Here is a 20,352-nt window from a genome sequence, read left to right on the forward strand (position 1 = left end):
CTTATCCTTCGGACCACGCCTGCAACTTCTCGATCACCCCATCTGTCAGCGACTGCAGATCCTCCTGTACGGCCAATGCGGGGCAGGGTTTTTTCAGGCGCGCTTCCATATCTGCCATGTGAAACCCATTGGCGCTATCAAGCTTTTCCAACTCGTCCCAAGTCACTGGCACAGCCACCGGCGCTCCGGCGCGCGCGCGCAAGGAGTAGGGCGCAATCGCCGTCGCCCCCCGCTCATTGCGCAGGTAGTCGATAAAGACACGGCCCTTTCGTTTGGCCTTGGACATGGTCGCCGTATAGCGCTCAGGCTGTTGGGTGGACATCACATGAGCAAAGGTTTTGGAGAACAGCTTGAGCGTGTCCCAACCCCGCGTGCGCCGCAACGCGAGCCAGACATGCACGCCCTTGCCCCCGGTCACGATCGCACCGGAGCGCAAACCGAGCGCATCCAAAGCGTCGCGCACCTCAAAGGCGGCCGCGCGCACATCCTTCCACGCCAGCCCGTCATCGGGGTCGAGGTCAAAGACCAGCCGGTCGGGCCGGTCCAGTCGATCCACCCGTGCGCCCCAGATATGATACTCAAGACTGCCCATCTGCGCTGCCGCAATCAGGCTCTCGGGCCGCGTGGCATAGAGGTAGTCGGCTTCATCACCGTCGCTTTCCTCAATTGCTACACGCGACAAGGCATCCGGCATCCCGCCGCTGTCATGTTTCTGGAAAAAACATTGCCCGTCGATCCCCGACGGACAGCGGAAAAGCGACATGGGGCGCTGGCCCATCAATGCAATCATCCGGTCTCCGACCCGCTCGTAATGCCGTGCCACGTCGCCCTTGGTACAGCCGGCATCGGGAAAGACTTTGCGGTCGGCGTTGCTGATCTTGACCCCGCCGATTTTAGCGTCACTGCCCATATCGGTTTCCTCCTGCGGATCGTCCTGCGGCTCTTCCAGCGTCACGCTCGCCGCATCCTTGTCCTGCCGCAGCCCTAGAAAACTGCCGTGGCGGATAATGCCATCTGCGGTGAATTCGGTGAAATCGACCTCTGCCACCAGATCGGCGCGGACCCATTTGGCATCGCGCGCCACATCGGATGGCACGTCCTTCACGGGCGGGGTCTTGCGGGCCGTCATCGCGGCAGCCAGTTCGGTCATGGTATCTGCAGAAAACCCGGTGCCGACACGGCCTTTGTAGCGCAACTCACCGCCGACATGGCTGCCCAGAAGCAGAGAAGCGAACGGTCGGCCTTTCTTGTCCGAGGGCGAATAGCCAATGATGACGAACTCTTGCCGCCGCGTGCATTTGGCTTTGAGCCAGTTTTTGCTGCGCCGCCCGCGGTAGGGCGCGTCGATGCGTTTGCTGATTATGCCTTCGGCCCCGGCTTCGCAGGCGCGTTTGAACACTTCAGGCCCGTGGCCCACCACATGCTCGCTCAACCGCAATGCGCCGCCTTTGGGTACACCTGACAGCAAAGATGCCAGCCGTTCGCGGCGTTCCTCCTGCGGGGTGTCACGAAAGTCCTCACCGTCGAGCGACAGTAGGTCGAATGCGAAGAAAACCAGCGGATGCCCTTCCTTCAGTGCTTTCTGCAGTGAGGAGAAAGACGAGCCGTCGACCCGTGCGGCCATGACCTCGCCATCCAGCAGCGCCGCGTCACAGGGCAGGGCATCGAAGGCCCCGGCCAGCCCGGCGAACTTCTCCGTCCAGTCCTTGCCCGACCTCGTAAAGAGCCGGACCCCGCCTTTGCCGAGGGAGACCAAACATCGATAGCCGTCGAACTTGGTCTCGTGCATCCAACCGTCACCCTCGGGCGCGTCGCTGACCAGCTTTGCCAACTGCGGTTTGACGAAAGCGGGCGCTTTGCGGCTGCGTTTCGGGCTTGTATCCGGCACCGCCTGCGCAGGGGCGCCCTCGGCGATCTCCTCCATCGTGCGACCGCTGTCGATGGAACGCGCGGTGCCTTTGGTCAGCCCGTCGGCTTTGTCCCTCGCATAGTCGTCGCGCTCTTTGATCAAGAGCCAGTTTTCGCGCTTGCCCTGACCGCGCATGCGCACCAGCGTCCAACCGCCCTGCATCTGGTGGCCCTGCAAGGTGAACTTGAGCTTGCCGTCCTTCAGCCCCTTTTCGACGTCCCCTTGCGGCATCCAAGTGCCGCGGTCCCAAAGCATCACGGTGCCGCCGCCATATTGGCCTTTGGGGATCGTGCCTTCAAAGCCGCCGTAGTCCAGCGGGTGATCCTCCGTCCGCACGGCAAGGCGTTTTTCCGAAGGCGCAGGAGAGGGGCCTTTCGTGACGGCCCAACTCAGCAGCACGCCGTCCCATTCTAGCCGGAAATCATAGTGTAACCGCGAGGCCGCGTGTTTCTGGACGACAAAACTATACCCCGCGCCTGAGCCGCGCGCCCCCCGCGGCTCCTCTGTCTGGTCAAAGTCGCGTTTGGCGTTGTAGCTGGCTAGCCTGTCGGGGTTCTTTGCCATTACGACGCCTTCTTACGCGGCGCTTTCTTTTTCGCGGGCTTGCTGCCCTTTGCTTCTTTTAGGCTTTCCTTCAGCGCGCTCATCAGGTCGATGACATTCTCCCCTTCGGCGGGACCGTCATCGCCGGTCTGCACACGCGGGGTCTTTTTGTTCTTCACCTTAGCATCAAGCAGTTTTTGCATCGCTTCGGCGTATTTGTCGCTATAGGCGCTGGCGTCGAAGGGAGCGGTTTTGCGATCAATCAGAGAGGTTGCGACGTCCAGCAATTCCTTGTCGGTCTCGTCATCCTCGATATCCGTAAAGATCTCATCCGCTTCGCGCAGCTCATCGGCGTAATGTAGGGTCTCCATCAACAGCCCGTCACCGCAGGGTTTGACGCAGGCGAGGTATTCTTTGCCGCGCATGGTCACTTGACCCAGCCCGACTTTGCCCGCCGAACGCAGAGCATCGCGCACCACGCGGTAGGCGTCTTGGGCCAAATCGTCCGAGGCGGTGATGTAATATGGTTTGTCGAAATAGAGGGGCGAAATCTCGCAAGCGTCGACGAACTGGACCAGTTCGAAGGTCTTTTTCGTCTCCAGTTTGATCTCATCAATCTCTTCGGGGTCCAGCAGGATATATTCGTCACTGCTGACCTCATAGCCTTTCACGATGTCTTCGGTCTTTACCGGGCCGATGCCCGGAACAGATTTTTCATATCGGATGCGCTTGCCAGACGGTTTGTGGATTTGCCGGAAAGAGACCTTGGAACTTGTCTTGGTGGCCGAGAATATCTCGACCGGGATCGAGACCAGCGACAGGCGAAGCTGACCTTTCCAAAGAGCACGCGCTGCCATGAGAAATCTCCTTTAAATCAATCTTTTGCCCGACCTAGCTTATCCGCCTTCACGGCGTCCCGCTGGCCCATGGGCTCGTCCGGGCCGACGGTTGTGTCGTCGCGGGTCTGGGCTTCCATCTCGGAATTGAACTCGGCGCCCAACAGCACGATGAAGGCCGAAATCCACAGCCACATGAGCAGTATGATTGCCCCTGCCATGCTGCCAAAGCTTTCATTGTAGCTGCCGAAGTTGCTGACATAGATTGAAAAGCCGATCGAGGCTGCGATCCACAGGATACAGGCGATGACAGAGCCGGGGGTGAGCCATTTCCATTCGGCGTTGTCGCGGGCGGGGCCGTAGCGGTAAAGCACAGCGAGCGCGAGAACGGTCAGAACCGCGAGTAGGGCCCAGCTTCCGTAGCTGAGCAGCGTTTCGATCCAACCGGGCAGTGAAAAGAAGCTGACAATGGCGGGGACGGCGAGGGTGGCGGCCATGCCGAGCAGCAGAACGCCGATCAGCATAAGGGTGAGGCCAAGCGTCCAAGCCAGCTTTTTCACAAAGCCGCGGGTTTCGTCTTCGTCATAGGCGACGTTCAGACCTTCCATCAGGCTGCCGACACCCTTTGAGGCGGAGTAGAGCGCAAGGCCCAGACCAATCAGGAATGCCCACCCAAGGCCCGTCTCTTCGGAACCGGTCACAGCGACCGCTTGGTCGAGAATAATCGTCGCGGCTTCCTCGGGGATAAGGTCGGTGAGGGCGTCGAGTTGTTCGGTTACCTGCGCGGGCTCCATGACCAGACCGGCCAGAGCCATCAGCGCCGTAACGGCGGGGAAGATCGCCAGAAGCGCATAAAAGGCCACCCCAGCGGCGACCAGAGAGACGTGATCGGCGGCGATCTCGTCCTTTACCCGGAATAGAATATCCTTCCAGCCCTTGCTGGGGATCTCCATCGGCGTTTCCGCTCCACGTCCGCGCGCCATATGTAACCTCTGAATTCTTAGATATTCAAAATGAATGGCCCGCCCCGGTAAAGGGCGGGCCTGAGGGGCGTCAGCTTTTGACGTCGCCCACTTTTTGCTTGTCGGCTTCGCTCTTGGCCGCATCGGCCACGCGTTGACCGCTCTCTTTCGCCTTCTTCATGGCAGCATCCGCAGCGGTTTCTTCGTCAGACGCAGCATCGGCTTGTTCTTTGGTTTCCTTCAGAACTTTGCCGGCTTCGTCTTTCGCAGCCTGCGCCACCTTACCGAGCTTGTCGCGCTCTTCGGCGTAGATGCGTTCGGCTTCGTCAAAGAGCGCATCGCTGTGCTCGCCGAGGTAGGCATCTTCGGTCCGGCTGCGCGGCAGGGCAGCGCCAATGGCGGCACCAACGGCCAGAGCCAGTGCACCGGCGACCAGCGGATGCTCTTCGAACATATCCGCCGCACGGTCACGACCTTGGCTGGCGTAGCGGCCAGAGGCGTTCCATGCGTCCATTGCCTTGGCGCGGGCCATAACGATCCGCTCGCGGGCTTCGGCGCTCATGCTTTCAGTGCCTTCCGACAGACGCTGGCGCAGCGCATGTGCACGTTCAGTTGCAGCGTTTGCACCATCGCGCACACTGCCTGCAGCGCGGCTTGCGGTGTGACGGATGCTGTCCACAGCGGAGCGACCGCCAGCGGAGACACGGTCACGGGTGTAGCGTGCACCGCCTGCAACGGAAGAACCGGCAGAACGGGCGCGATCTGCAGCAGAGCCAGCGGCCCCTTTGACACCGCTGGCAGCAGAACCCGCAGCGCCTTTTACACCACCGGCAGCCGACCCTGCGGCGCCTTTGACACCGCTCGCGGCAGAGCGTGCACGGTCACCCATGCTGCGACCATCGTCATCTTCGTCATGATGCACATCACGTGCCCATGCGGGCAGACGGTCCTGTGCTGTGCGCTCGGTGCCGTAGCTGGAAGCATAGGCGCTTGCCGGGGCATTGGAACGACGGGCGTTACGCATAGCCGGGCGGTCATCTGCATTGGTTACCGGCACCGGGGCAGGGTGAGCGCGCTCACGGTCCAGCCCTTCGTAGTGGCGGGTGCTGGTACGGCTGTTGCCGCTGCCAAACATCATCCACGCCAGACCGGCGCCTGTCAGGGCCAGAGCAACCGGGTTGCGCTTGGCCGCATCCGAGATCGACCGGCCCCAGTCGCCACCATGCTCGCGGAACTGGTCCGAGAACTGGCGCGCAATGCCTTCGACCGAAAAACGGTCCTGAAGGTCATCGAGCGTATTGGCGAGGCCCGCGCGTTCGCGTTCGATTTCGCGTTCGATCTCTTCAGGGTTTCTGGAGTCATTTGTCATCGTAAACCTCCTTCATGGTCTGCGCGTCGCGCTTGACGTTTTTCGCAGTGCGGCTAGGCGCAAGGCTGCTGAGTTTCAAATCGTTGGTGCCTTTGTTGGCCATGACGTAGGCCACGATCGCGAGCAGAACGCCGACGATCACAGCGGACCAACCGGCAGCGATGCCAGCTTCGGTCAGTGCAGCGACCAGCGCGGCGCTAAGCACGTTCAGGGCGGTCAGGGCAACCACAACGGCCCCGACGATCATGCCCACGGCGACACCAGCGTGTTTCAGGTTTTCGTTCACTTCGGCGCGGGCCAGATCGACCTCTTTGCGCATCAGCGAACTCACGTGGGAGAGTGCTTCGGTCAGCAGGCTCCCGGCGGATTTGTTGGTTTCGTTATGCTCAGTGCTCATCATTTTTCTCCCGTTACAACGCTAGGGGAAGCAGGGGTGGCTGTAGCGCGGCTGGGTACGGTGCTCGGCGCGTTCGACGCAGGGCGTGGGCTCGTGCCGGTCATCGGGCGGTCCATACGGTCGTCGTCGTCATATTCGACGCCCGAACCGCTGCCAGCATAGCCGCCGCGGGGGCTGTCAGTAGAGGCTTTGGCAAAGCGGGTGGCCACAAAGCCCAGCAGCGCGGCGCCGCCGAGGAAGACCATCGGATTGCGCTTGGCAAAGCCGTTCAGGTCATCAACCATTTCGCCCAAGTCCTTGTCGCGCATCGAATCCGATACATCGGCAAGGCCATCGGCAAGCTGGCTGAAGCTGCGCTCTTGTGGCGAGCCGCTGCGCAGCTCGTCTGCTGCAGTGCGCAGGGCGGATGCCACGCCTTTTACTTCGTCAGCGGCGGTGTCGCGCGCCTGATAGGCATAGTTGGTGGCTTCGTTCGACACGGTATCCGCGATATCGCGGGCCTGCGTCTTGGCGGTCTCGGCGGCGCTGCTTGCTGCGGCTGTTGCCTTGTCCTTGGCAGCACCGGCTTGCTGTTTCACTGAGCCGCTCTGCGTGTTGGGGGTGGTGGTGTTGTCAGGCATGATAACCTCCTTTTTCAAAAGACGAGATTGAGGATCGCGAGAACGACCACGATCAGGCCGATGAGGTAAAAAATTCCGTGCATGGGTCCCTCCGTTCAAATTCAACAATGACTTTGTCTACGGCCCAACGACTGACCGTGCAGGCGGTTCCGGAGGGAGGGTAAAAGAATGGATGGAACTCAAAGCAGAGCGCGTTTTACGCGCTTTATGGCCTGTGACACAGGCGTACGGTGACGATCACGGAGCGTCAGACCGGGCGCGCTGTCAAAATGTGGGAAGAATGGAGCGGGTCACCAGCAGCGGCGTGGCTGCTGGTGACGTCTTGGTTCAGTTCGGATCAAGGACCATATGCGGCTGCCCGTCCGAGGTCTTCTGCGGCGAGATACCGGCAGGTGACAGGGTGGTATTAACCTGCCTGCGGAAGCTGCTGAACATGTCCGAGGTCACGACATCGATCGGATCATCGAACCGCAGGGTCAGCGACCAATAGCCGTTCGAGGCCAGCCGCGCCGCTTTGACCACACCGCTAAAGGCATGGCCGAGATAGCGTCCGGTCACAGCCTGTCCGGGGGTGAAGCCGGGATGCGCATTGCCGCTGCGCGCCACCAGCGTATTCCAGTCACGCGCACCCCATTGATGGGCGATTGTTTCCAGCGCTTCGGAATGGCTCAGGGTTTGACCGCGTGCGGCCATATCGGCGCGCAAACGTTTGGCCTGCGCTTTCAGCGCGTCACGGGATGGGAGGGGGGTAGTCATATCAACACTCCTGCTCTCGTTCCGGCGATGGGGGTCCGCGTTGCCCGACACACCACGAGAATAAGGGGGGTGTTGGATAAAATTCAGGACTTCACCAAATGCGGACGGCAGGGGCCTGACCCTTGTTCAAGCAAATAGGATGCGTGGGTCAGGGCGACAAGACCAAGGGCAGGGCGACTGCAAAACTGTGACATTCCTGTCCCTTGGTCGGAAAGCGCGCGCCAGTTGCCCGGCGCGCGCAGGTGCTTTTGAGGAATTAGCCGTCGATGCGCGACGCCATGATCGCGATGGCTTTTTGATACACGCCTGCCGCGTTCCACTGCTGGATCACGCGGAAGTTCGGCTGACCTTCTTGATATCCGGCACCGGGCTGCCAGCCCTTTTGGCGCAGGAAGTTGGCGGTCGAGGCCATCGCATCAGCTTCGCTATAGAAGTCGACACGGCCGTCGCCGTTGCCATCCACACCGTAGCGCAACGCGTTGCCCGGCAGGAATTGGGTGTGGCCCAGCTCGCCATGTTTCGCGCCTTTGGTGTTGGGTGTGATCGCCCCGCGATCAACCAGCTTCAGTGCACCGATGGCGTGGGGCACAAAGAAATCCGAGCGGCGGCAGTCATAAGCGAGTGTCGTAATTGCCGAGACGACAGCGCTGTTGCCCATAAAGCCGCCAAAACCCGTCTCCATCCCGTGGATCGCCAAGAGGATACCCGCAGGCACGCCGTAGCGCTGTTCCAGCGACTGGTAGAAGCCCGCGTTGCGCGCCTTGCGCTTGCGGCCTTGGGCGACAATCGTATCGGCACCACGGACCTGCATGAACTTCGACAGGGAATATTTGAACGACTTCTGATTGCGGTCCGCCGCAATCGTGCCATTGGCATAGCGCGCGTTCGCGAGGGCATCCAATCCGCGCTGGCCTACGCCCGCGGCACGCGCCTCTTGCGCAAAGGCGTTTTTCCACTGGTCGAAACCATTGGCATTGTTGCCGCATTGCGCGGCGAGTGCTGGCCCTGCTGCAAAAGCGCAGATGGCCGCAGTGGTGGTGAAGAATGTCTTGAGCATAATATGACCCTCTGCGTTGCTGTACCGCGAAGAGGTTAGCCCGCGGGGGCAAAGGTTCAAATGGTGTTAAGGCCGGAGTGCAAAAAAATTATGCAGGAGCATTGCCCGGATCAGCGCAGTAGGGCCATCGCCCATTCCAAGCTGGGCAGGGCCCACTCATAGGGGGGCGTCGTCCCGTCCCAGGCAAAGGCAGTGCCGCCGATCAACATGCCCGCGGCAACAAAGCCGATCAGTCTGCCGGGCCGGGGCTGGGCGCGACGGCGACGCCGGTGCGCCTTGTCAGCTTTTGCCGCACGCGTTTCAATCCGGTTCAACCGTTCTTCGAATGTCGTCGTGGATATTGCCATGTGCTGCGGTCCGGTTCTGCTACTGAGAATGCCTCACCACTATCCGTGGCGGGAATTTGTGGCCGCTCTGTGGCGTTGCCGGGGCGTAAGCGTGAATTTTAAGACCGAAGCGGGCAAACTGTCAGGCAATGCCGCCGAAATACATTGAGATGCCAAACCAAACGGCAAAGGCCGCGCCAGCAAAACCCAGCAGCATCAGCAACCCGTCGCGATAGAGCAGGGCAAGGCCAAAGATTGAAACCGCAATCATCGGACCAGAGGTGGCAAAGGGCACGAACTCCAAGGGCGGGACCAGCAGGAGGATGCCAAGAATCACAAAACAGGCAATGCGTTGACCTGTCTTTCCGGCCACCGCTGAAAGACGTTTGTGCAGTTTGCCGTCGATCCAGTGGGTGACCGGTTTGAGCCATTCCACGGCTTTGATCACGTGATCGGACTTCAATTTGCGCCGCCGCAACCATTCTGGAAGCCAGAAATGTTCATAGCCCAGCAAAAGCCGCAGTACGATCGTCGCAACCGTGAGGGCGAGCAGGGTCGGGTAACCCGGTACCCCGCCAATGGGCGTTAGTTCTGTAAGGGGCAGCACCGCAAGCGCCGGGCCATAGCCGCGCTCGTCCAAAGCGTCGATCAACTGGCCGACCTTCACCCGGTCGCCGCCCTCCGAGGCCTCTTCCAATTCCTCGATGACCTCCGTCAGCGCGCCTTGTTCTTCACTCATGCGGTATACTCCCGCAGAGCTAACGCCGTTGCGACCGCTCCGTTCCGCATATTCCAAGGTCGATGGCCAACTAAAACGAAGAAGGGCGCAGCCAATGCTACGCCCTTCCAATCAGTTGTAATCTCTTGCCCGCAGGGGCTGGGGATCAGCAGCTGTAGTACATGCCGAATTCGACAGGGTGAGGCGTGGTTTCGAACTTGATCACCTCTTCCATCTTCAGCGCGATGTAGCCTTCGATTTGGTCACGGGTAAAGACGTCACCTGCCAGCAGATAGTCCATGTCGCCCGCCAGTTCGTCCAGCGCTTCGCGCAGGGAGCCAGCAACGGTTGGGATGTTCTCAAGCTCTTCCGCCGGAAGGTCATAGAGGTTCTTGTCCATCGCCTCGCCGGGATCGATCTTGTTCTTGATGCCGTCAAGGCCGGCCATCAACAGGGCAGAGAACGCCAGATAGGGGTTGGCCGCCGGATCGGGGAAACGGGCCTCGACGCGCTTGGCCTTGGGGCTCTCTGTCCACGGGATACGCACACAGCCCGAGCGGTTGCGCGCGGAATAGGCGCGCAGAACGGGGGCTTCAAAGCCGGGCACCAGACGCTTGTAGCTGTTAGTCGTCGGGTTGGTGAAAGCGTTCAGCGACTTGGCGTGCTTCAGGATACCACCGATGAAATACAGAGCTTCTTGGCTCAGATCGGCGTATTTGTCGCCCGCGAAGAGCGGCTTGCCATCTTTCCAGATCGACATGTTGACGTGCATGCCGGACCCGTTGTCGCCGTAGATCGGCTTGGGCATGAAGGTCGCGGTTTTGCCATAGGCATGCGCGACGTTATGCACGACGTATTTGTACTTCTGCTGCTCGTCGGCCTGTTTGGTCAGGCTCGAGAAGATCAGACCCAGCTCGTGCTGGCAGGAAGCAACCTCGTGGTGGTGCTTGTCGACCTTCATATCGAGCCGCTTCATGGTGGAGAGCATCTCGGCCCGCAGGTCCTGCGCTTCGTCCACGGGGTTCACCGGGAAGTAGCCGCCCTTCATGCCGGGTCGGTGGCCCATGTTGCCCATCTCGTATTCAGTGTCGGTGTTCCAGGAACCGTCCGACGCATCAACTTCGTAGGATACCTTGTTAACTTTGTTCGTGAATTTTACATCGTCAAAGAGGAAGAACTCGGCCTCGGGGCCAAAGAACGCCTGATCGCCGATGCCGCTGGACTTCAGGTAAGCCTCGGCCTTTTCAGCCGTGCCGCGCGGGTCGCGCTCGTACTTCTCACCGGTGTCGGGCTCAACAATGGAGCAGTGCACGCAGATCGTGGTTTCGGCATAAAAGGGGTCAACATAGGCGGTGCTGACGTCGGGCATCAGCTTCATGTCGGAGGCTTCGATGCTCTTCCAGCCGGCGATGGAAGAACCGTCGAACATGAAGCCTTCTTCGAGGAAATCTTCGTCGACCAGATCGGCCACAATCGTCACGTGCTGCAAAGCGCCGCGTGTATCGGTAAAGCGGATGTCGACATATTCGATGCCTTCATCCTTGATTTTGCTCAGGAATTCCTGATTATCCATCTCTTGGTCCTTTTTGGGTAGTGTCTTTGATCGGGCCGTTAGCACCGATATTACAGCGCATCTGAGCCGGATTCACCAGTACGGATGCGGATTGTTTGCTCTACGGGGGAGACGAAAATTTTACCGTCGCCAATTTTCTCGGTCTTGGCCGCGTCGACAATCGCCTCGATAGCGGCATCGACCTGGTCATCATCCAGCACCACTTCGACTTTCACCTTGGGCAGGAAATCAACGACATATTCAGCACCGCGATAAAGTTCGGTGTGGCCCTTCTGGCGACCGAAACCTTTAACTTCGATAACGCTAAGGCCTTGAACCCCTACGTCCTGCAGCGCCTCTTTCACCTCGTCCAATTTGAAAGGCTTGATGATGGCTTCGATCTTTTTCATGGTCTTCCCCTGACGTTACGCGCGCAATTGAGCTTTGATGAGGTCATCTCATCCGCCCCGGCTTACGTCCAGCGCCGGGCAGGGGGAAAGATGGGGCGCCCGCAGTATTTGCCAAGGGGTGATGCGATTTTGAGCAGGCTGCGTAAAAAATGAGCAATTGTGAATCGCGGTAAGGCTGTACCTTTGTCAGAACATTATTAATTCAGGCATATGGATATATTTGAGATCACCCAAGACAGCCTTGATCTAACCCTTCTGCGCAAGGGTCAGGGGCATAAATACGATCACGGTCATGCGCTGGTTCTAACAGGCGGCGCAGGGCGCACTGGGGCGGCAAGAATGGCTGCCCGTGGCGCGCTGCGGATCGGGACCGGGGCGGTGACCTTGGGGGTGCCGCCTTCCGCGCAGCTTGAAGTGGCCATGCAGGTAACGGCCGTGATGTTGCGACGGGTCGAAGACGGCGCGGCGCTTTCTAAATTGCTGGAAGATGATCGCCTTTCTGCCGTCTGCTTGGGGCCGGGCCTTGGTGTAACAGATCGCGGAGCGGAATTGGTCGGCGCCGCTCTTGCCGCAGACCGGGTGCTGCTCGATGCCGATGCACTTACGCTGATCGCAAACGATGACAGCCTGCGAGCCAAGCTGCACACAGGTTGCGTGCTCACGCCCCACGGCGGCGAATTTGCCCGTCTCGCGCCAGATCTCGCAGAGATAGCTAAGGAGGATCGACCTGACGCAAAGGCGGAAGCGGCCAAAGCGGCGGCTGCGCGTCTGGGGGCTGTGGTGCTGCTCAAGGGGCCAGAGACGGTCATCGCGGCGCCGGACGGTGAGGTTAGACGTCACCGAGCCACCGAAGACCGCGCGACACCATGGTTGGCGACAGCGGGGGCAGGGGATGTCTTGTCAGGTTTTATCACCGGTCTGCTCGCCCGGGGTATCGCGCCGATGCAGGCTGCGGCGCTTGCAACCTTTCTTCATGCCGAGGCCGCACGTCAGCATGGCCCCGGCCTGATCGCCGAAGACCTACCCGAGATGCTGCCGCAGGTGCTGCGAGAGCTGGGCGTTTAAGCGGCGTGTAGCACCGTGCCACGGGCGCGGGCTGCGTCGGCAGTGCCAAGCTCCAAGCCATCCGCATAAAGGATATGCGGCCCGTCGCAGAAGATTTGTACGAGCGTCGTCTCGACCTCGCCTAGATCGGTGATGAATTCGCCATCTACCAGCGTCCGGGCGGCAACGAGGGCACGCTCGGTGTGGAACAAGGCCCGTGCCCGCCAATCACGGATCAGCACCATCTGGTCGCCCGCCAGTGTGGCGTCACGTTCGGGCCGCGTGTGGCCCAGTGAGCCCGCCGCCAGCGCGATGCGCCGCACCTTGCGGGTGCTGCGTTGCAGATGTTTGATTTTGGCAATGCCACTGTCACGGGTGATGAGCTTGTCACCAACCGATAGGAATTCGACCGGCATTTCACCGTCAAGCGTCAGGATAAGCGCACCCTGAACCAAACCGGTGTCCAGCGCGGCGTAATGGGAAAACTGGCCCGCATGGCGATCTTTGCCGCCTACGCGCCCGACCGTATTCGGTTTCATGGGCGTCTCTTTCTGTTGTACCTGCCTCAGGTATGAAGAAGCTTATGCGAAGATTGAGTTAATGTCCTGCGTTTTTTGCTCTCGCATCTCCCCGCGGGGTTTGCTAATCAGCGCCAGTGTCCTGAGGGGCACAGTGCGGGTGTGGCGGAATTGGTAGACGCACCAGATTTAGGTTCTGGCGCCGCGAGGCGTGGGGGTTCGAGTCCCTTCACCCGCACCACTTTGATTTTACTTGGAAATTAAACGTGTTGTTGGGGCTTTCTGGGGAAAGTCCTATCACCCCAGAACCGTCAACCACAGCCAGACCGTCAAGATAGACGCCCCCGTGGCAATCAGCACCGAACTGGCGGCCACCCGACGGGCGCGGCCGTACATATTGGCAAAGATATAGGCGTTGAACCCCGGTGCCATGGCCGCTGTCAGCACGCCAGAGCGCAACCCGGCCTGCGGCAGGCTGAGGGCAGCGCCGAAGGTCCAGACCAGCGCGGGATGCACTAGGAGCGCGATGGCGCAGACCATCAGGATCGCCTTCATATCGCCTTCGGGCTTATATTGGATCAACACCCCGCCAAGCGCGAAAAGCGCGGCAGGCAGGGCGGCGCGGACGATGAGGGACAGGGCGTCATCCACCACACCGGGGATCGGCAGGCCGCTCAGGTTCACCGCAAATCCCCCGAGGATTGCCAGCACCAGCGCGTTGCGGAACATCGCCCGGCTCACATTGCGCAGCAGCGACAGGCCGGATTGGCCGCGATTGCGCACGAACTCCATGACCGTGATGCCCAAGCCGTAGCAAAATGGCGCATGGAAGGACACGATGGCAAAGTTACCCGCCAGCGCTTCTGTGCCATAAGCGCGTTCGGTGATCGGCAGGCCAAGCAAGATCGAATTGGAGAACAGGCAGCAGAATCCGATAGTCACGCTGTCCTCCCAATCGCGGCGAAACAGCAGTCGTGCGCCAAGGATGCCCAGCACGAAACACAGGCCAGCGCCAGCATAGAAGCTGAACAGCAGACGCGGGTCATAGCTGCTGGACAGGTCGATCCGGGCGATGGCTTGGAACAACAGACAGGGGATCGCGAAGTTCTGGGTGAACTTCATCACCCCGTCGATGCCCGACATCGGAAACAGCCCGCGCCAAACGGCGACATATCCAAAACCGATGACAAGGAAAACGGGCAGGATGACGTCTAGCAAGGTTTGCACGGGGATATGGCCTTAAAAGGATGCGTCAGGCCCAAGGCCCGATCGCCTAATCAGAATGCGGAAGCGGAAAATGCAGTATCAGGCCGTCATAGGCCGGTTGAATATGCGCCGGCGTCTCCGCGGCGACGGTGTGGTAATCAAGGTCGTTGTGCATATTGGTCAGCACAGCGGTCTCGGGGGTGACGCGGTCGATCCATTCCAAGGTCTGCGCGAGGTGGCTGTGGGTCGGATGCGGATCGCGGCGTAGGGCGTCGACGATCCAGCAGCGCAACCCCTCCATCATCGGCCAGCTTTCCTGCGGAATTTCGGAAACGTCCGGCAGATAGACCACGTCGTTGAACCGAAAGCCAAGCGCGTCGATATTGCCATGAGCGACGGTGAAAGGCGCGAAGCTGATCGCGCCGCCGGGGCCGTCAATCGTCACATCGCCAGTGATCTCATGCATGTCGAGGATTGGCGGATAGCTGGACCAAGACGGCTGGATAAAGGCGTAGCCAAAGCGCTCGAACAACGCGTCTCGGGTGGCGGCGTCGGCCCATACGGGCAGGCGCGCGCGCATGTTGATAACAACCATGCGCAGATCGTCCAGCCCATGAACGTGGTCGGCGTGGGAATGGGTATAGATCACGGCGTCGAGCCGCCCCACGCCCGCGTCTAGCAGCTGGCTGCGCATGTCGGGGGAGGTGTCGATCAGCACAGTGGTGGTGCCTGCCTCACTCACCCGCTCGACGAGGATCGAGCAGCGGCGGCGGTGGTTTTTCGGCTCATTGGGATCGCAAGCGCCCCAGTGGCCGCCGATCCGTGGCACGCCGCCCGAGGAGCCGCTCCCCAATATGGTGACGCGCATTTCGGCCATTAGCTGTTGCCCTGCCAGTTCGCGGCCTTGCTGAACAGCCGCTCGAAATTTGCCTGTGTTTGCGCCGCAAAGTCCGCGTAGTCGAGGCCAAAGGTCTCAGCCGCGCGGCGGGCGGTATGGGCGGTGAAGGCAGGCTCATTCGGCTTGCCGCGATGGGGCGGCGGGGCGAGGTAGGGGGCGTCGGTTTCCACAAGGATGCGGTCCAGCGGCGCGGCGGCGAAAATGTCGCGCAGCGCTTGCGACTTGGGGAAGGCGGTGATGCCGGACATCGACAGGTAAAACCCCAGATCGAGCGCGGCACGGGCCAGTTCGGCGGAGGAGGAAAAGCAATGCATGACGCAGCTATAGGCCCCTTGCGCATGTTCCTCGCGCAGGATGCGGGCCATGTCATCATCCGCGTCGCGAGCGTGGATAATGAGGGGCAAGCCGCTTTCACGCGCCGCCGCGATATGAATGCGCAGGGAGGTCTTTTGCACCTCGGCGCTCTCGGCGGTGTAGTGGTAATCCAGCCCCGTCTCGCCGATCCCGACCATCTTGGGATGCTGGGTCAAGGCAAGGAGTTCATCGACCGAAGTGAGCGGCTCTTCAGCGGCGGACATCGGGTGGGTGCCAGCGGCGTAGAACACCGGGTCATGCGCCTCGGCAATGCCACGGACGCTCGGCTCGTTCTTTAACCGGGTGCAGATCGTGACCATGCGCGTGACGCCCGCCTCAGCGGCGCGGGCGATGACGCCGGGCAGGTCAGCGGCAAGGCTCTCGAAATCGAGGTGGCAATGGCTGTCGGTGATGTGGGGCGTGTCGGTCATGCTGTCCTTTCGGCTATCTTGGCGCCGTCTGGCCTATTTGCCGCAGGGTATCTAGGACCAATGCGGCAGGGTCAAGGTTCACCGCCAGCCCGTGGCGGGCGCGCTCGGAAATCTGCTGTGCCGCGTCGGCCCAAGCGCGGCCCTGCGCGGGGCTGGGGGAGAGGCGTTGCAGCACGGCGATCTCATCAGGGCAGGCGGCTTGCGCGGGCGGCGCGCCGGTGGCCCCGGTGCGCGCCAGACGGACCAGCAGCAGGTCGAGAAGGGTAAAGAGCAGATCAAGCTTGGCCTCGCCGCCACGCTGGGCGGCGGCTTCGGCCAGTTTGATGGCGCGGCCCCGGTCCATCTGCGGCAGCGAGGACAGCAGGCTCACCAGATCGGCATAGGTGCGGACCCCGCCCATCAGCGACAGCCGCAGAGCCCCGCCAACTGAGCCGCCGGAAAGCTCTGCAAGCGCCGCCGGATCGCCTTCGACCTCAACCCCGGAGCCTGCCAGTGCCTCGGCCATTTGCTCCGCGTCCAGCGTGCCAAGCCGCAGGGTGCGACAGCGCGAGCGGATGGTGGGCAAAAGGCTCGAAGGCTGGTGGCTGAGCAGCAGCAGAATGGCCCGCTCGGGCGGTTCTTCGAGCATTTTGAGCAGCGCGTTGGCGGCATTGGGGTTCATCTCATCCGCGTCGTCGATTATGACCACACGCCGCCCGCCATCTGCCGCTGACATTTGGAAAAAGCCATTCAGGGCGCGGATGTCGTCCACCACGATCTGTTTGCGCATCCGCTTGGTGTCGGGGTTGATCGTCCGGGTCACGGATTTCAGCCCCGCCTCGGCCCCTGCTGCCACGCGGCGGGCCACGGGATGCTCGGGATCGATGTCGAGCGTCTCGGCCTTGGGCATGTCAAACATCCCGCCACCGTCTGGATCCGGTGTGGCCAGCAGAAACCGCGCAATGCGCCATGCCAGCGTCGCTTTGCCCACGCCGCGCGGCCCGGTCAACATCCACGCATGGTGCAGTTTGCCACTGTTAAACGCGTCAAGAAAGGCCGCCTCCGCCGCACCTTGGCCGATCAGCTTTGGCGTGTCGCGGGGGTGGCACGCGCCGTCTACGCGGTCGGGTTGGGGGGCGTCATCTGTCATGGCATCGGTCTAGCATGTTTCACCGCAGAGGGAAGGCGGTTGGGCGGGGAAGATCAGCCTAGATGGGCGGCGACGGTCTCGGCCACATCATGGGCCACAGCGTCAATGGCGCGGCCTCCGTCAAGCACGCGAAACCGATCGCTGAATTCTTCGGCAAGGCTCAGAAAACCTGCGCGCATCTTGGCTTGCAATTCGACCCCGAAATCCTCGAACCGTTCTTCCACCGTCTGACGTGACAGGGCGCGTTCAAGACCATTGACCGGGTCCATGTCGATCAGGATCGTCAGATCCGGCTCCACCCCGATCATCAGGCTGTGCAGGTCGTCTACCATCTGCCGCAGGTCCCCACGCGAGAGGCCCTGATACATCCGCGTGCTGTCGGCAAACCGGTCGCAGATCACCACTTTGCCTGCCTCTAGCGCCGGGCGAATGGTGCGCTCCAGATGATCCCGACGCGCGGCGGTGAAAAGCAGGATTTCGGTTTGTGCCGACCAGCGGTCCGGGTCGCCCTGCAATACCAATGCGCGGATTTCCTCGGCGCCGGGGCTGCCACCGGGTTCGCGGGTCAATACTACGTCGTGGCCCTGCGCTGTCAGATGGTCTGCCAGCAACCGCGCCTGTGTGGATTTGCCCGATCCGTCGATGCCTTCGAAAGTAATAAACAGGCCTTGTTGGCCCGGCTTCCCGTCAGTGTTCACGAAGCTTCTGCCTCAGGCGCCGGTGCCTCGGCCTGAGGGCCGGCGTTCAGCCGGTTCATCAGGTGCATCGCCGCTGCTGTCATTTTAACCATAAAACCGCCCGGTGCGACGGAGGCAGACGCCACCAGCGGCACCCGGAGGGCAGGGAGGTCGCCACGGTCGACCACAAGCTCGGCCAATTCATCGCCCTTGTTGATCGGCGCTTGGAAGGGCCCGGTGTAGATCACTTCGGCCTGAACTTCGTTGCCACCCGTGACAGGCACCAGCATCTCCAGATTGTCTTTCAGCTCAAGCCCCACGCTCTGTGTCGTGCCAAGGGCGACTGGCGCTTCAGCGATCTGCGTCCCAGCCTTGCCCAGCTCGCGCTGCGTGAACTGGCGGAAGGCCCAGTTCACCACGGATTCAGCTTCCTGCGCGCGGGTGGCCGCACTGTCGAGGCCGGAAAGTACGAAGATCACCCGGCGGTCGCCTTGTTTGGCAGAACCCACAAGACCATAGCCTGCTTCGGCGGTATGCCCTGTTTTCAGACCATCCGCGCCGATGCCAAGGCCCAAAAGCGGATTGCGGTTGGTCTTGTTCTGCGGCGCGCGCCCGTCAAAGGCGAACTCGCGTTCGGCAAAAAGCGGGTAGAACTGCGGAAAGTCGGTGATGATGCGGTTGGCCAGAAGGCCCAAATCACGCACCGACATCAGATGCCCGGCGGCGGGCCAACCGTTAGAATTGGCGAAGGTGGAATTGGTCATCCCCATCTGCTGCGCGCGCTGCGTCATCAGCCGAGCGAAACCGTATTCCGTGCCATCTGGGCTCAGCGCCTCGGCAATCACGGCAGAGGCGTCATTGCCCGACAGCACGATAATGCCGCGGATGAGGTCTTCGACCGAAACCCGATCCGTGGTGTCGAGGAACATCGTCGAGCCGCCATAGGACATCGCATGTTGCGAGACCGGCAGTTCTTCGACCAGATCGAGCCCGCCATTCTGTTTGCCGCGCTCCACAGCCTCAAACGCCATGTAGAGCGTCATCAGCTTGGACATCGACGCTGGCGGCAACGGCTCGTCCGCGTTCTTGGCCAGCAGCACGGTGCCAGTGGTTTGGTCGAGCACATAGGCCGCAGTGGCGCGGGTGTCGAAAGCGGCGGCAGGCTGAAGGGTCAGCACCAAGGCCAGAGCGGCGGCAAAGAGGCGGATCATGGGAAGTATTTCCTCCGGTTTGATCAGTTCGACACGGCGTAGGCGTCAGTAAAGCCCTCGGCTTTGACCGATTTCAGCAGGGCGTCGAGCTCGGATTTGCTGGTGGCGGGGCCGATAACCACGCGCCAGAAGGGTTTGTTGTTAATCTCGCTGCGCTTGACCGTCGGCACCATGCCTGCGCTGCGCATCTGTTTGGCGGTGCGGTTGGCGTTGGCCTCCACGCTGAAGATGCCAAGCTGCACATAGGGTTTGGCAAGGTTCGCCGCCGGCCGCGCAGGTTTCGGTGCTGTGGGGGCGGTTGGTTTCGCAACCGGGGCCGTGCTTGCCGGGGCAACAGGCTCAAGCGCTGTGGCTGTGATCGGGGCAGGGGCGTCGAGCGTATCTACCTCACCTGTTGGCATCTCTGCCTCCGCGGTTTCAGGTGCTGCGGCTTCCTCGCGACGCAAGGCCGTCACGTTCAAAGGCGTCGGCGCACCGGCCAGGATCCCCAACGCAGCGGCTGCATCGGATGAGATCTGCAGCTTCGGTCCGGGCAGTTCCCGCTCGCGCCGGAACAATGCGCCGATTACGAATTTGCCATTGGCCTCATTGCGCACGATGACGCGCTCAGGCTCGGTCACATCCGGATGCGCGACCCAGACCCCGCCGAGCGACGGACGCCCGTCCCAAAGCCCTTGGTCGGTGGCCGAGAAAATCTCTGGCGCTTCCACATCGCGTTCTACCAGTTTGGTCGAAGTGCTGCGCGGTGCGGCGGCGCTGTCTTTCGCACCGAAAGGAAGGCTGAAATCGCCGTTCTCGCAGCCCGCCAAAGCGCCCATTGCCAGAATACTCACACCCATTAGCGCTGCGCGGCTCTTGTTGAAGCGCAACGGTTGATTGTCCCTGCTCATGCCCATGCTGTCCTTGCCTGCTGTCGTCGCGCAGCCGCGACCCGTTCCCGCGAGAATGGCGCGCCGTTGGTTCGGCACGCCTCATTCGCCCCTCTGCAAGGGGCTTTGGCGCACAGTAACCCGCTCCTGCTGTCTTTGCAAAGAGCGCGCAGAGAGGATCGGCAAATTTCCCCAAACCCGGGTTGCGCGGCGCGTAGGCCAAATGTGCATTTGCCGAATCAAACGGAGCGTTCTAGGAGGGGCGGGCTGCGGAGGAGTGGCAGAGTGGTCGAATGCACCGGTCTTGAAAACCGGCGTGCGTGAGAGCGTACCGTGGGTTCGAATCCCACCTCCTCCGCCAGCTTATTCGCTATAATTTATATTTATCAGGCTCTTATAGGGGCGTTGAGGCTGGGCGTCCCACAATTCGTCCCCCAGTCTGAATTGGCATATCTGACTTTTGTTGTTTGTTCTGACAGCTCATCACTTTGGCGAAACTCTGCGGTCTCAACGCTAGATGCTCTAAGTGTTCAGTTCCCCCCTATCTAATAAGGCGGGCA

21 protein-coding genes and 2 tRNA genes are annotated in these 20,352 nt (G+C 61.2%); 3 read left to right on the plus strand and 20 right to left on the minus strand.

The annotated features are described in order from the left end of the window. Nucleotide 1: 1 nt before the first annotated feature. From ligD to BLS57_RS07500, 12 genes are all read right to left on the minus strand, one after another. Nucleotides 2–2,473 carry a DNA ligase D gene (ligD, locus tag BLS57_RS07445; protein WP_093740771.1) on the minus strand — a complete coding sequence of 824 codons (2,472 nt, stop codon included), beginning with the start codon at nucleotides 2,471–2,473 and terminating at the stop codon, nucleotides 2–4. After that, nucleotides 2,473–3,309 carry a non-homologous end joining protein Ku gene (ku, locus tag BLS57_RS07450; protein WP_093740773.1) on the minus strand — a complete coding sequence of 279 codons (837 nt, stop codon included), beginning with the start codon at nucleotides 3,307–3,309 and terminating at the stop codon, nucleotides 2,473–2,475. The genes ligD and ku overlap by 1 nt, the downstream gene beginning before the upstream one ends. A 17-nt stretch (nucleotides 3,310–3,326) precedes the next feature. Beyond that, nucleotides 3,327–4,271, minus strand: a complete 945-nt coding sequence (locus tag BLS57_RS07455; RefSeq protein ID WP_093740775.1) for a YihY/virulence factor BrkB family protein — start codon at nucleotides 4,269–4,271, stop codon at nucleotides 3,327–3,329. Between the two features lie 70 nt (nucleotides 4,272–4,341). Next, a complete protein-coding gene (locus BLS57_RS07460; RefSeq protein ID WP_093740777.1) occupies nucleotides 4,342–5,619 on the minus strand; it encodes a DUF3618 domain-containing protein in 1,278 nt (425 codons plus the stop codon). Continuing rightward, nucleotides 5,609–6,019 (minus strand): phage holin family protein, encoded by a 411-nt coding sequence (locus tag BLS57_RS07465; RefSeq protein WP_425274335.1) that lies wholly within the window; start codon nucleotides 6,017–6,019, stop codon nucleotides 5,609–5,611. The genes BLS57_RS07460 and BLS57_RS07465 overlap by 11 nt, the downstream gene beginning before the upstream one ends. Then, nucleotides 6,016–6,636 (minus strand): hypothetical protein, encoded by a 621-nt coding sequence (locus tag BLS57_RS07470; RefSeq protein ID WP_093740779.1) that lies wholly within the window; start codon nucleotides 6,634–6,636, stop codon nucleotides 6,016–6,018. Before BLS57_RS07470 ends, BLS57_RS07465 begins: the two co-directional genes overlap by 4 nt. Before the next feature lie 327 nt (nucleotides 6,637–6,963). Then, nucleotides 6,964–7,392 (minus strand): glyoxalase superfamily protein, encoded by a 429-nt coding sequence (locus BLS57_RS07475; protein ID WP_093740781.1) that lies wholly within the window; start codon nucleotides 7,390–7,392, stop codon nucleotides 6,964–6,966. 256 nt (nucleotides 7,393–7,648) lie between these two features. Further along, nucleotides 7,649–8,449 (minus strand): lytic murein transglycosylase, encoded by an 801-nt coding sequence (locus BLS57_RS07480; RefSeq protein WP_093740783.1) that lies wholly within the window; start codon nucleotides 8,447–8,449, stop codon nucleotides 7,649–7,651. Nucleotides 8,450–8,559: 110 nt separating this feature from the next. Further along, a complete protein-coding gene (locus tag BLS57_RS07485; RefSeq protein ID WP_093740785.1) occupies nucleotides 8,560–8,796 on the minus strand; it encodes a hypothetical protein in 237 nt (78 codons plus the stop codon). Nucleotides 8,797–8,917: 121 nt separating this feature from the next. Beyond that, nucleotides 8,918–9,514: an exopolysaccharide biosynthesis protein gene (locus BLS57_RS07490; RefSeq protein WP_093740787.1), complete on the minus strand. Its 597-nt coding sequence runs from the start codon at nucleotides 9,512–9,514 to the stop codon at nucleotides 8,918–8,920. 145 nt (nucleotides 9,515–9,659) lie between these two features. Next, nucleotides 9,660–11,066, minus strand: coding sequence for a type I glutamate--ammonia ligase (gene glnA, locus BLS57_RS07495; RefSeq protein ID WP_093740789.1), 1,407 nt, complete (start codon nucleotides 11,064–11,066; stop codon nucleotides 9,660–9,662). A 50-nt stretch (nucleotides 11,067–11,116) separates the two neighbouring features. Beyond that, nucleotides 11,117–11,455, minus strand: a complete 339-nt coding sequence (locus tag BLS57_RS07500; protein WP_067266338.1) for a P-II family nitrogen regulator — start codon at nucleotides 11,453–11,455, stop codon at nucleotides 11,117–11,119. 210 nt (nucleotides 11,456–11,665) lie between these two features. Between BLS57_RS07500 and BLS57_RS07505 the strand changes: the two genes are divergently transcribed. Continuing rightward, nucleotides 11,666–12,520 (plus strand): NAD(P)H-hydrate dehydratase, encoded by an 855-nt coding sequence (locus BLS57_RS07505; RefSeq protein WP_093740791.1) that lies wholly within the window; start codon nucleotides 11,666–11,668, stop codon nucleotides 12,518–12,520. On the opposite strand, the gene BLS57_RS07510 is transcribed toward BLS57_RS07505, so the two are convergent. Continuing rightward, nucleotides 12,517–13,038 carry a Hint domain-containing protein gene (locus BLS57_RS07510; RefSeq protein WP_093740793.1) on the minus strand — a complete coding sequence of 174 codons (522 nt, stop codon included), beginning with the start codon at nucleotides 13,036–13,038 and terminating at the stop codon, nucleotides 12,517–12,519. The genes BLS57_RS07505 and BLS57_RS07510 overlap by 4 nt on opposite strands. Nucleotides 13,039–13,173: 135 nt before the next feature. Here BLS57_RS07510 and BLS57_RS07515 point away from each other — a divergent pair. Beyond that, nucleotides 13,174–13,258, plus strand: a tRNA-Leu gene (locus BLS57_RS07515). Between the two features lie 56 nt (nucleotides 13,259–13,314). On the opposite strand, the gene BLS57_RS07520 is transcribed toward BLS57_RS07515, so the two are convergent. The 7 genes from BLS57_RS07520 to BLS57_RS07550 are packed head-to-tail and all read right to left on the minus strand — an operon-like array spanning nucleotide 13,315 to nucleotide 19,813. Then, on the minus strand, nucleotides 13,315–14,244 hold the full coding sequence (locus tag BLS57_RS07520; protein ID WP_093740795.1) for an AEC family transporter: 930 nt from the start codon (nucleotides 14,242–14,244) through the stop codon (nucleotides 13,315–13,317). 46 nt (nucleotides 14,245–14,290) lie between these two features. Next, nucleotides 14,291–15,100 carry an MBL fold metallo-hydrolase gene (locus BLS57_RS07525; RefSeq protein ID WP_093740797.1) on the minus strand — a complete coding sequence of 270 codons (810 nt, stop codon included), beginning with the start codon at nucleotides 15,098–15,100 and terminating at the stop codon, nucleotides 14,291–14,293. Next, complete coding sequence (locus BLS57_RS07530) at nucleotides 15,100–15,906, minus strand: TatD family hydrolase (RefSeq protein WP_093740799.1); 807 nt, start codon at nucleotides 15,904–15,906, stop codon at nucleotides 15,100–15,102. The genes BLS57_RS07525 and BLS57_RS07530 overlap by 1 nt, the downstream gene beginning before the upstream one ends. 13 nt (nucleotides 15,907–15,919) lie before the next feature. Beyond that, nucleotides 15,920–17,035, minus strand: coding sequence for a DNA polymerase III subunit delta' (locus tag BLS57_RS07535; protein WP_093740801.1), 1,116 nt, complete (start codon nucleotides 17,033–17,035; stop codon nucleotides 15,920–15,922). A 53-nt stretch (nucleotides 17,036–17,088) separates the two neighbouring features. Next, entirely contained in the window at nucleotides 17,089–17,733 is a 645-nt protein-coding gene (gene tmk, locus BLS57_RS07540) for a dTMP kinase (protein ID WP_093740803.1), read from the minus strand. Beyond that, nucleotides 17,730–18,923 (minus strand): D-alanyl-D-alanine carboxypeptidase family protein, encoded by a 1,194-nt coding sequence (locus BLS57_RS07545; protein ID WP_093740805.1) that lies wholly within the window; start codon nucleotides 18,921–18,923, stop codon nucleotides 17,730–17,732. Before BLS57_RS07545 ends, tmk begins: the two co-directional genes overlap by 4 nt. Before the next feature lie 23 nt (nucleotides 18,924–18,946). After that, the gene (locus BLS57_RS07550; RefSeq protein WP_244153624.1) at nucleotides 18,947–19,813 is read right to left on the minus strand and encodes an SPOR domain-containing protein; all 867 of its coding nucleotides are present in this window, start codon (nucleotides 19,811–19,813) and stop codon (nucleotides 18,947–18,949) included. Between the two features lie 250 nt (nucleotides 19,814–20,063). Here BLS57_RS07550 and BLS57_RS07555 point away from each other — a divergent pair. Further along, nucleotides 20,064–20,153 (plus strand) — tRNA-Ser (locus BLS57_RS07555). The last annotated feature ends 199 nt before the right edge of the window (nucleotides 20,154–20,352 follow it).

Origin of the sequence: Sulfitobacter delicatus (assembly GCF_900102535.1) — a bacterium.
GTDB lineage: Bacteria > Pseudomonadota > Alphaproteobacteria > Rhodobacterales > Rhodobacteraceae > Sulfitobacter > Sulfitobacter delicatus.

Excerpts from the sequence above, each read along its gene's own strand:
- BLS57_RS07455 (WP_093740775.1), bottom strand. The coding sequence starts at position 4,271 with ATGGCGCGCGGACGTGGAGCGGAAACGCCGATGGAGATCCCCAGCAAG.
- glnA (WP_093740789.1), bottom strand. The coding sequence starts at position 11,066 with ATGGATAATCAGGAATTCCTGAGCAAAATCAAGGATGAAGGCATCGAA.
- BLS57_RS07505 (WP_093740791.1), top strand. The coding sequence starts at position 11,666 with ATGGATATATTTGAGATCACCCAAGACAGCCTTGATCTAACCCTTCTG.
- BLS57_RS07530 (WP_093740799.1), bottom strand. The coding sequence starts at position 15,906 with ATGACCGACACGCCCCACATCACCGACAGCCATTGCCACCTCGATTTC.
- BLS57_RS07510 (WP_093740793.1), bottom strand. The coding sequence starts at position 13,038 with ATGAAACCGAATACGGTCGGGCGCGTAGGCGGCAAAGATCGCCATGCG.
- BLS57_RS07460 (WP_093740777.1), bottom strand. The coding sequence starts at position 5,619 with ATGACAAATGACTCCAGAAACCCTGAAGAGATCGAACGCGAAATCGAA.
- BLS57_RS07525 (WP_093740797.1), bottom strand. The coding sequence starts at position 15,100 with ATGGCCGAAATGCGCGTCACCATATTGGGGAGCGGCTCCTCGGGCGGC.
- BLS57_RS07545 (WP_093740805.1), bottom strand. The coding sequence starts at position 18,923 with ATGATCCGCCTCTTTGCCGCCGCTCTGGCCTTGGTGCTGACCCTTCAG.
- BLS57_RS07480 (WP_093740783.1), bottom strand. The coding sequence starts at position 8,449 with ATGCTCAAGACATTCTTCACCACCACTGCGGCCATCTGCGCTTTTGCA.
- BLS57_RS07490 (WP_093740787.1), bottom strand. The coding sequence starts at position 9,514 with ATGAGTGAAGAACAAGGCGCGCTGACGGAGGTCATCGAGGAATTGGAA.
- BLS57_RS07475 (WP_093740781.1), bottom strand. The coding sequence starts at position 7,392 with ATGACTACCCCCCTCCCATCCCGTGACGCGCTGAAAGCGCAGGCCAAA.
- ku (WP_093740773.1), bottom strand. The coding sequence starts at position 3,309 with ATGGCAGCGCGTGCTCTTTGGAAAGGTCAGCTTCGCCTGTCGCTGGTC.
- BLS57_RS07485 (WP_093740785.1), bottom strand. The coding sequence starts at position 8,796 with ATGGCAATATCCACGACGACATTCGAAGAACGGTTGAACCGGATTGAA.
- BLS57_RS07465 (WP_425274335.1), bottom strand. The coding sequence starts at position 6,019 with ATGATGAGCACTGAGCATAACGAAACCAACAAATCCGCCGGGAGCCTG.
- BLS57_RS07470 (WP_093740779.1), bottom strand. The coding sequence starts at position 6,636 with ATGCCTGACAACACCACCACCCCCAACACGCAGAGCGGCTCAGTGAAA.
- BLS57_RS07500 (WP_067266338.1), bottom strand. The coding sequence starts at position 11,455 with ATGAAAAAGATCGAAGCCATCATCAAGCCTTTCAAATTGGACGAGGTG.
- ligD (WP_093740771.1), bottom strand. The coding sequence starts at position 2,473 with ATGGCAAAGAACCCCGACAGGCTAGCCAGCTACAACGCCAAACGCGAC.
- BLS57_RS07535 (WP_093740801.1), bottom strand. The coding sequence starts at position 17,035 with ATGACAGATGACGCCCCCCAACCCGACCGCGTAGACGGCGCGTGCCAC.
- BLS57_RS07550 (WP_244153624.1), bottom strand. The coding sequence starts at position 19,813 with ATGAGCAGGGACAATCAACCGTTGCGCTTCAACAAGAGCCGCGCAGCG.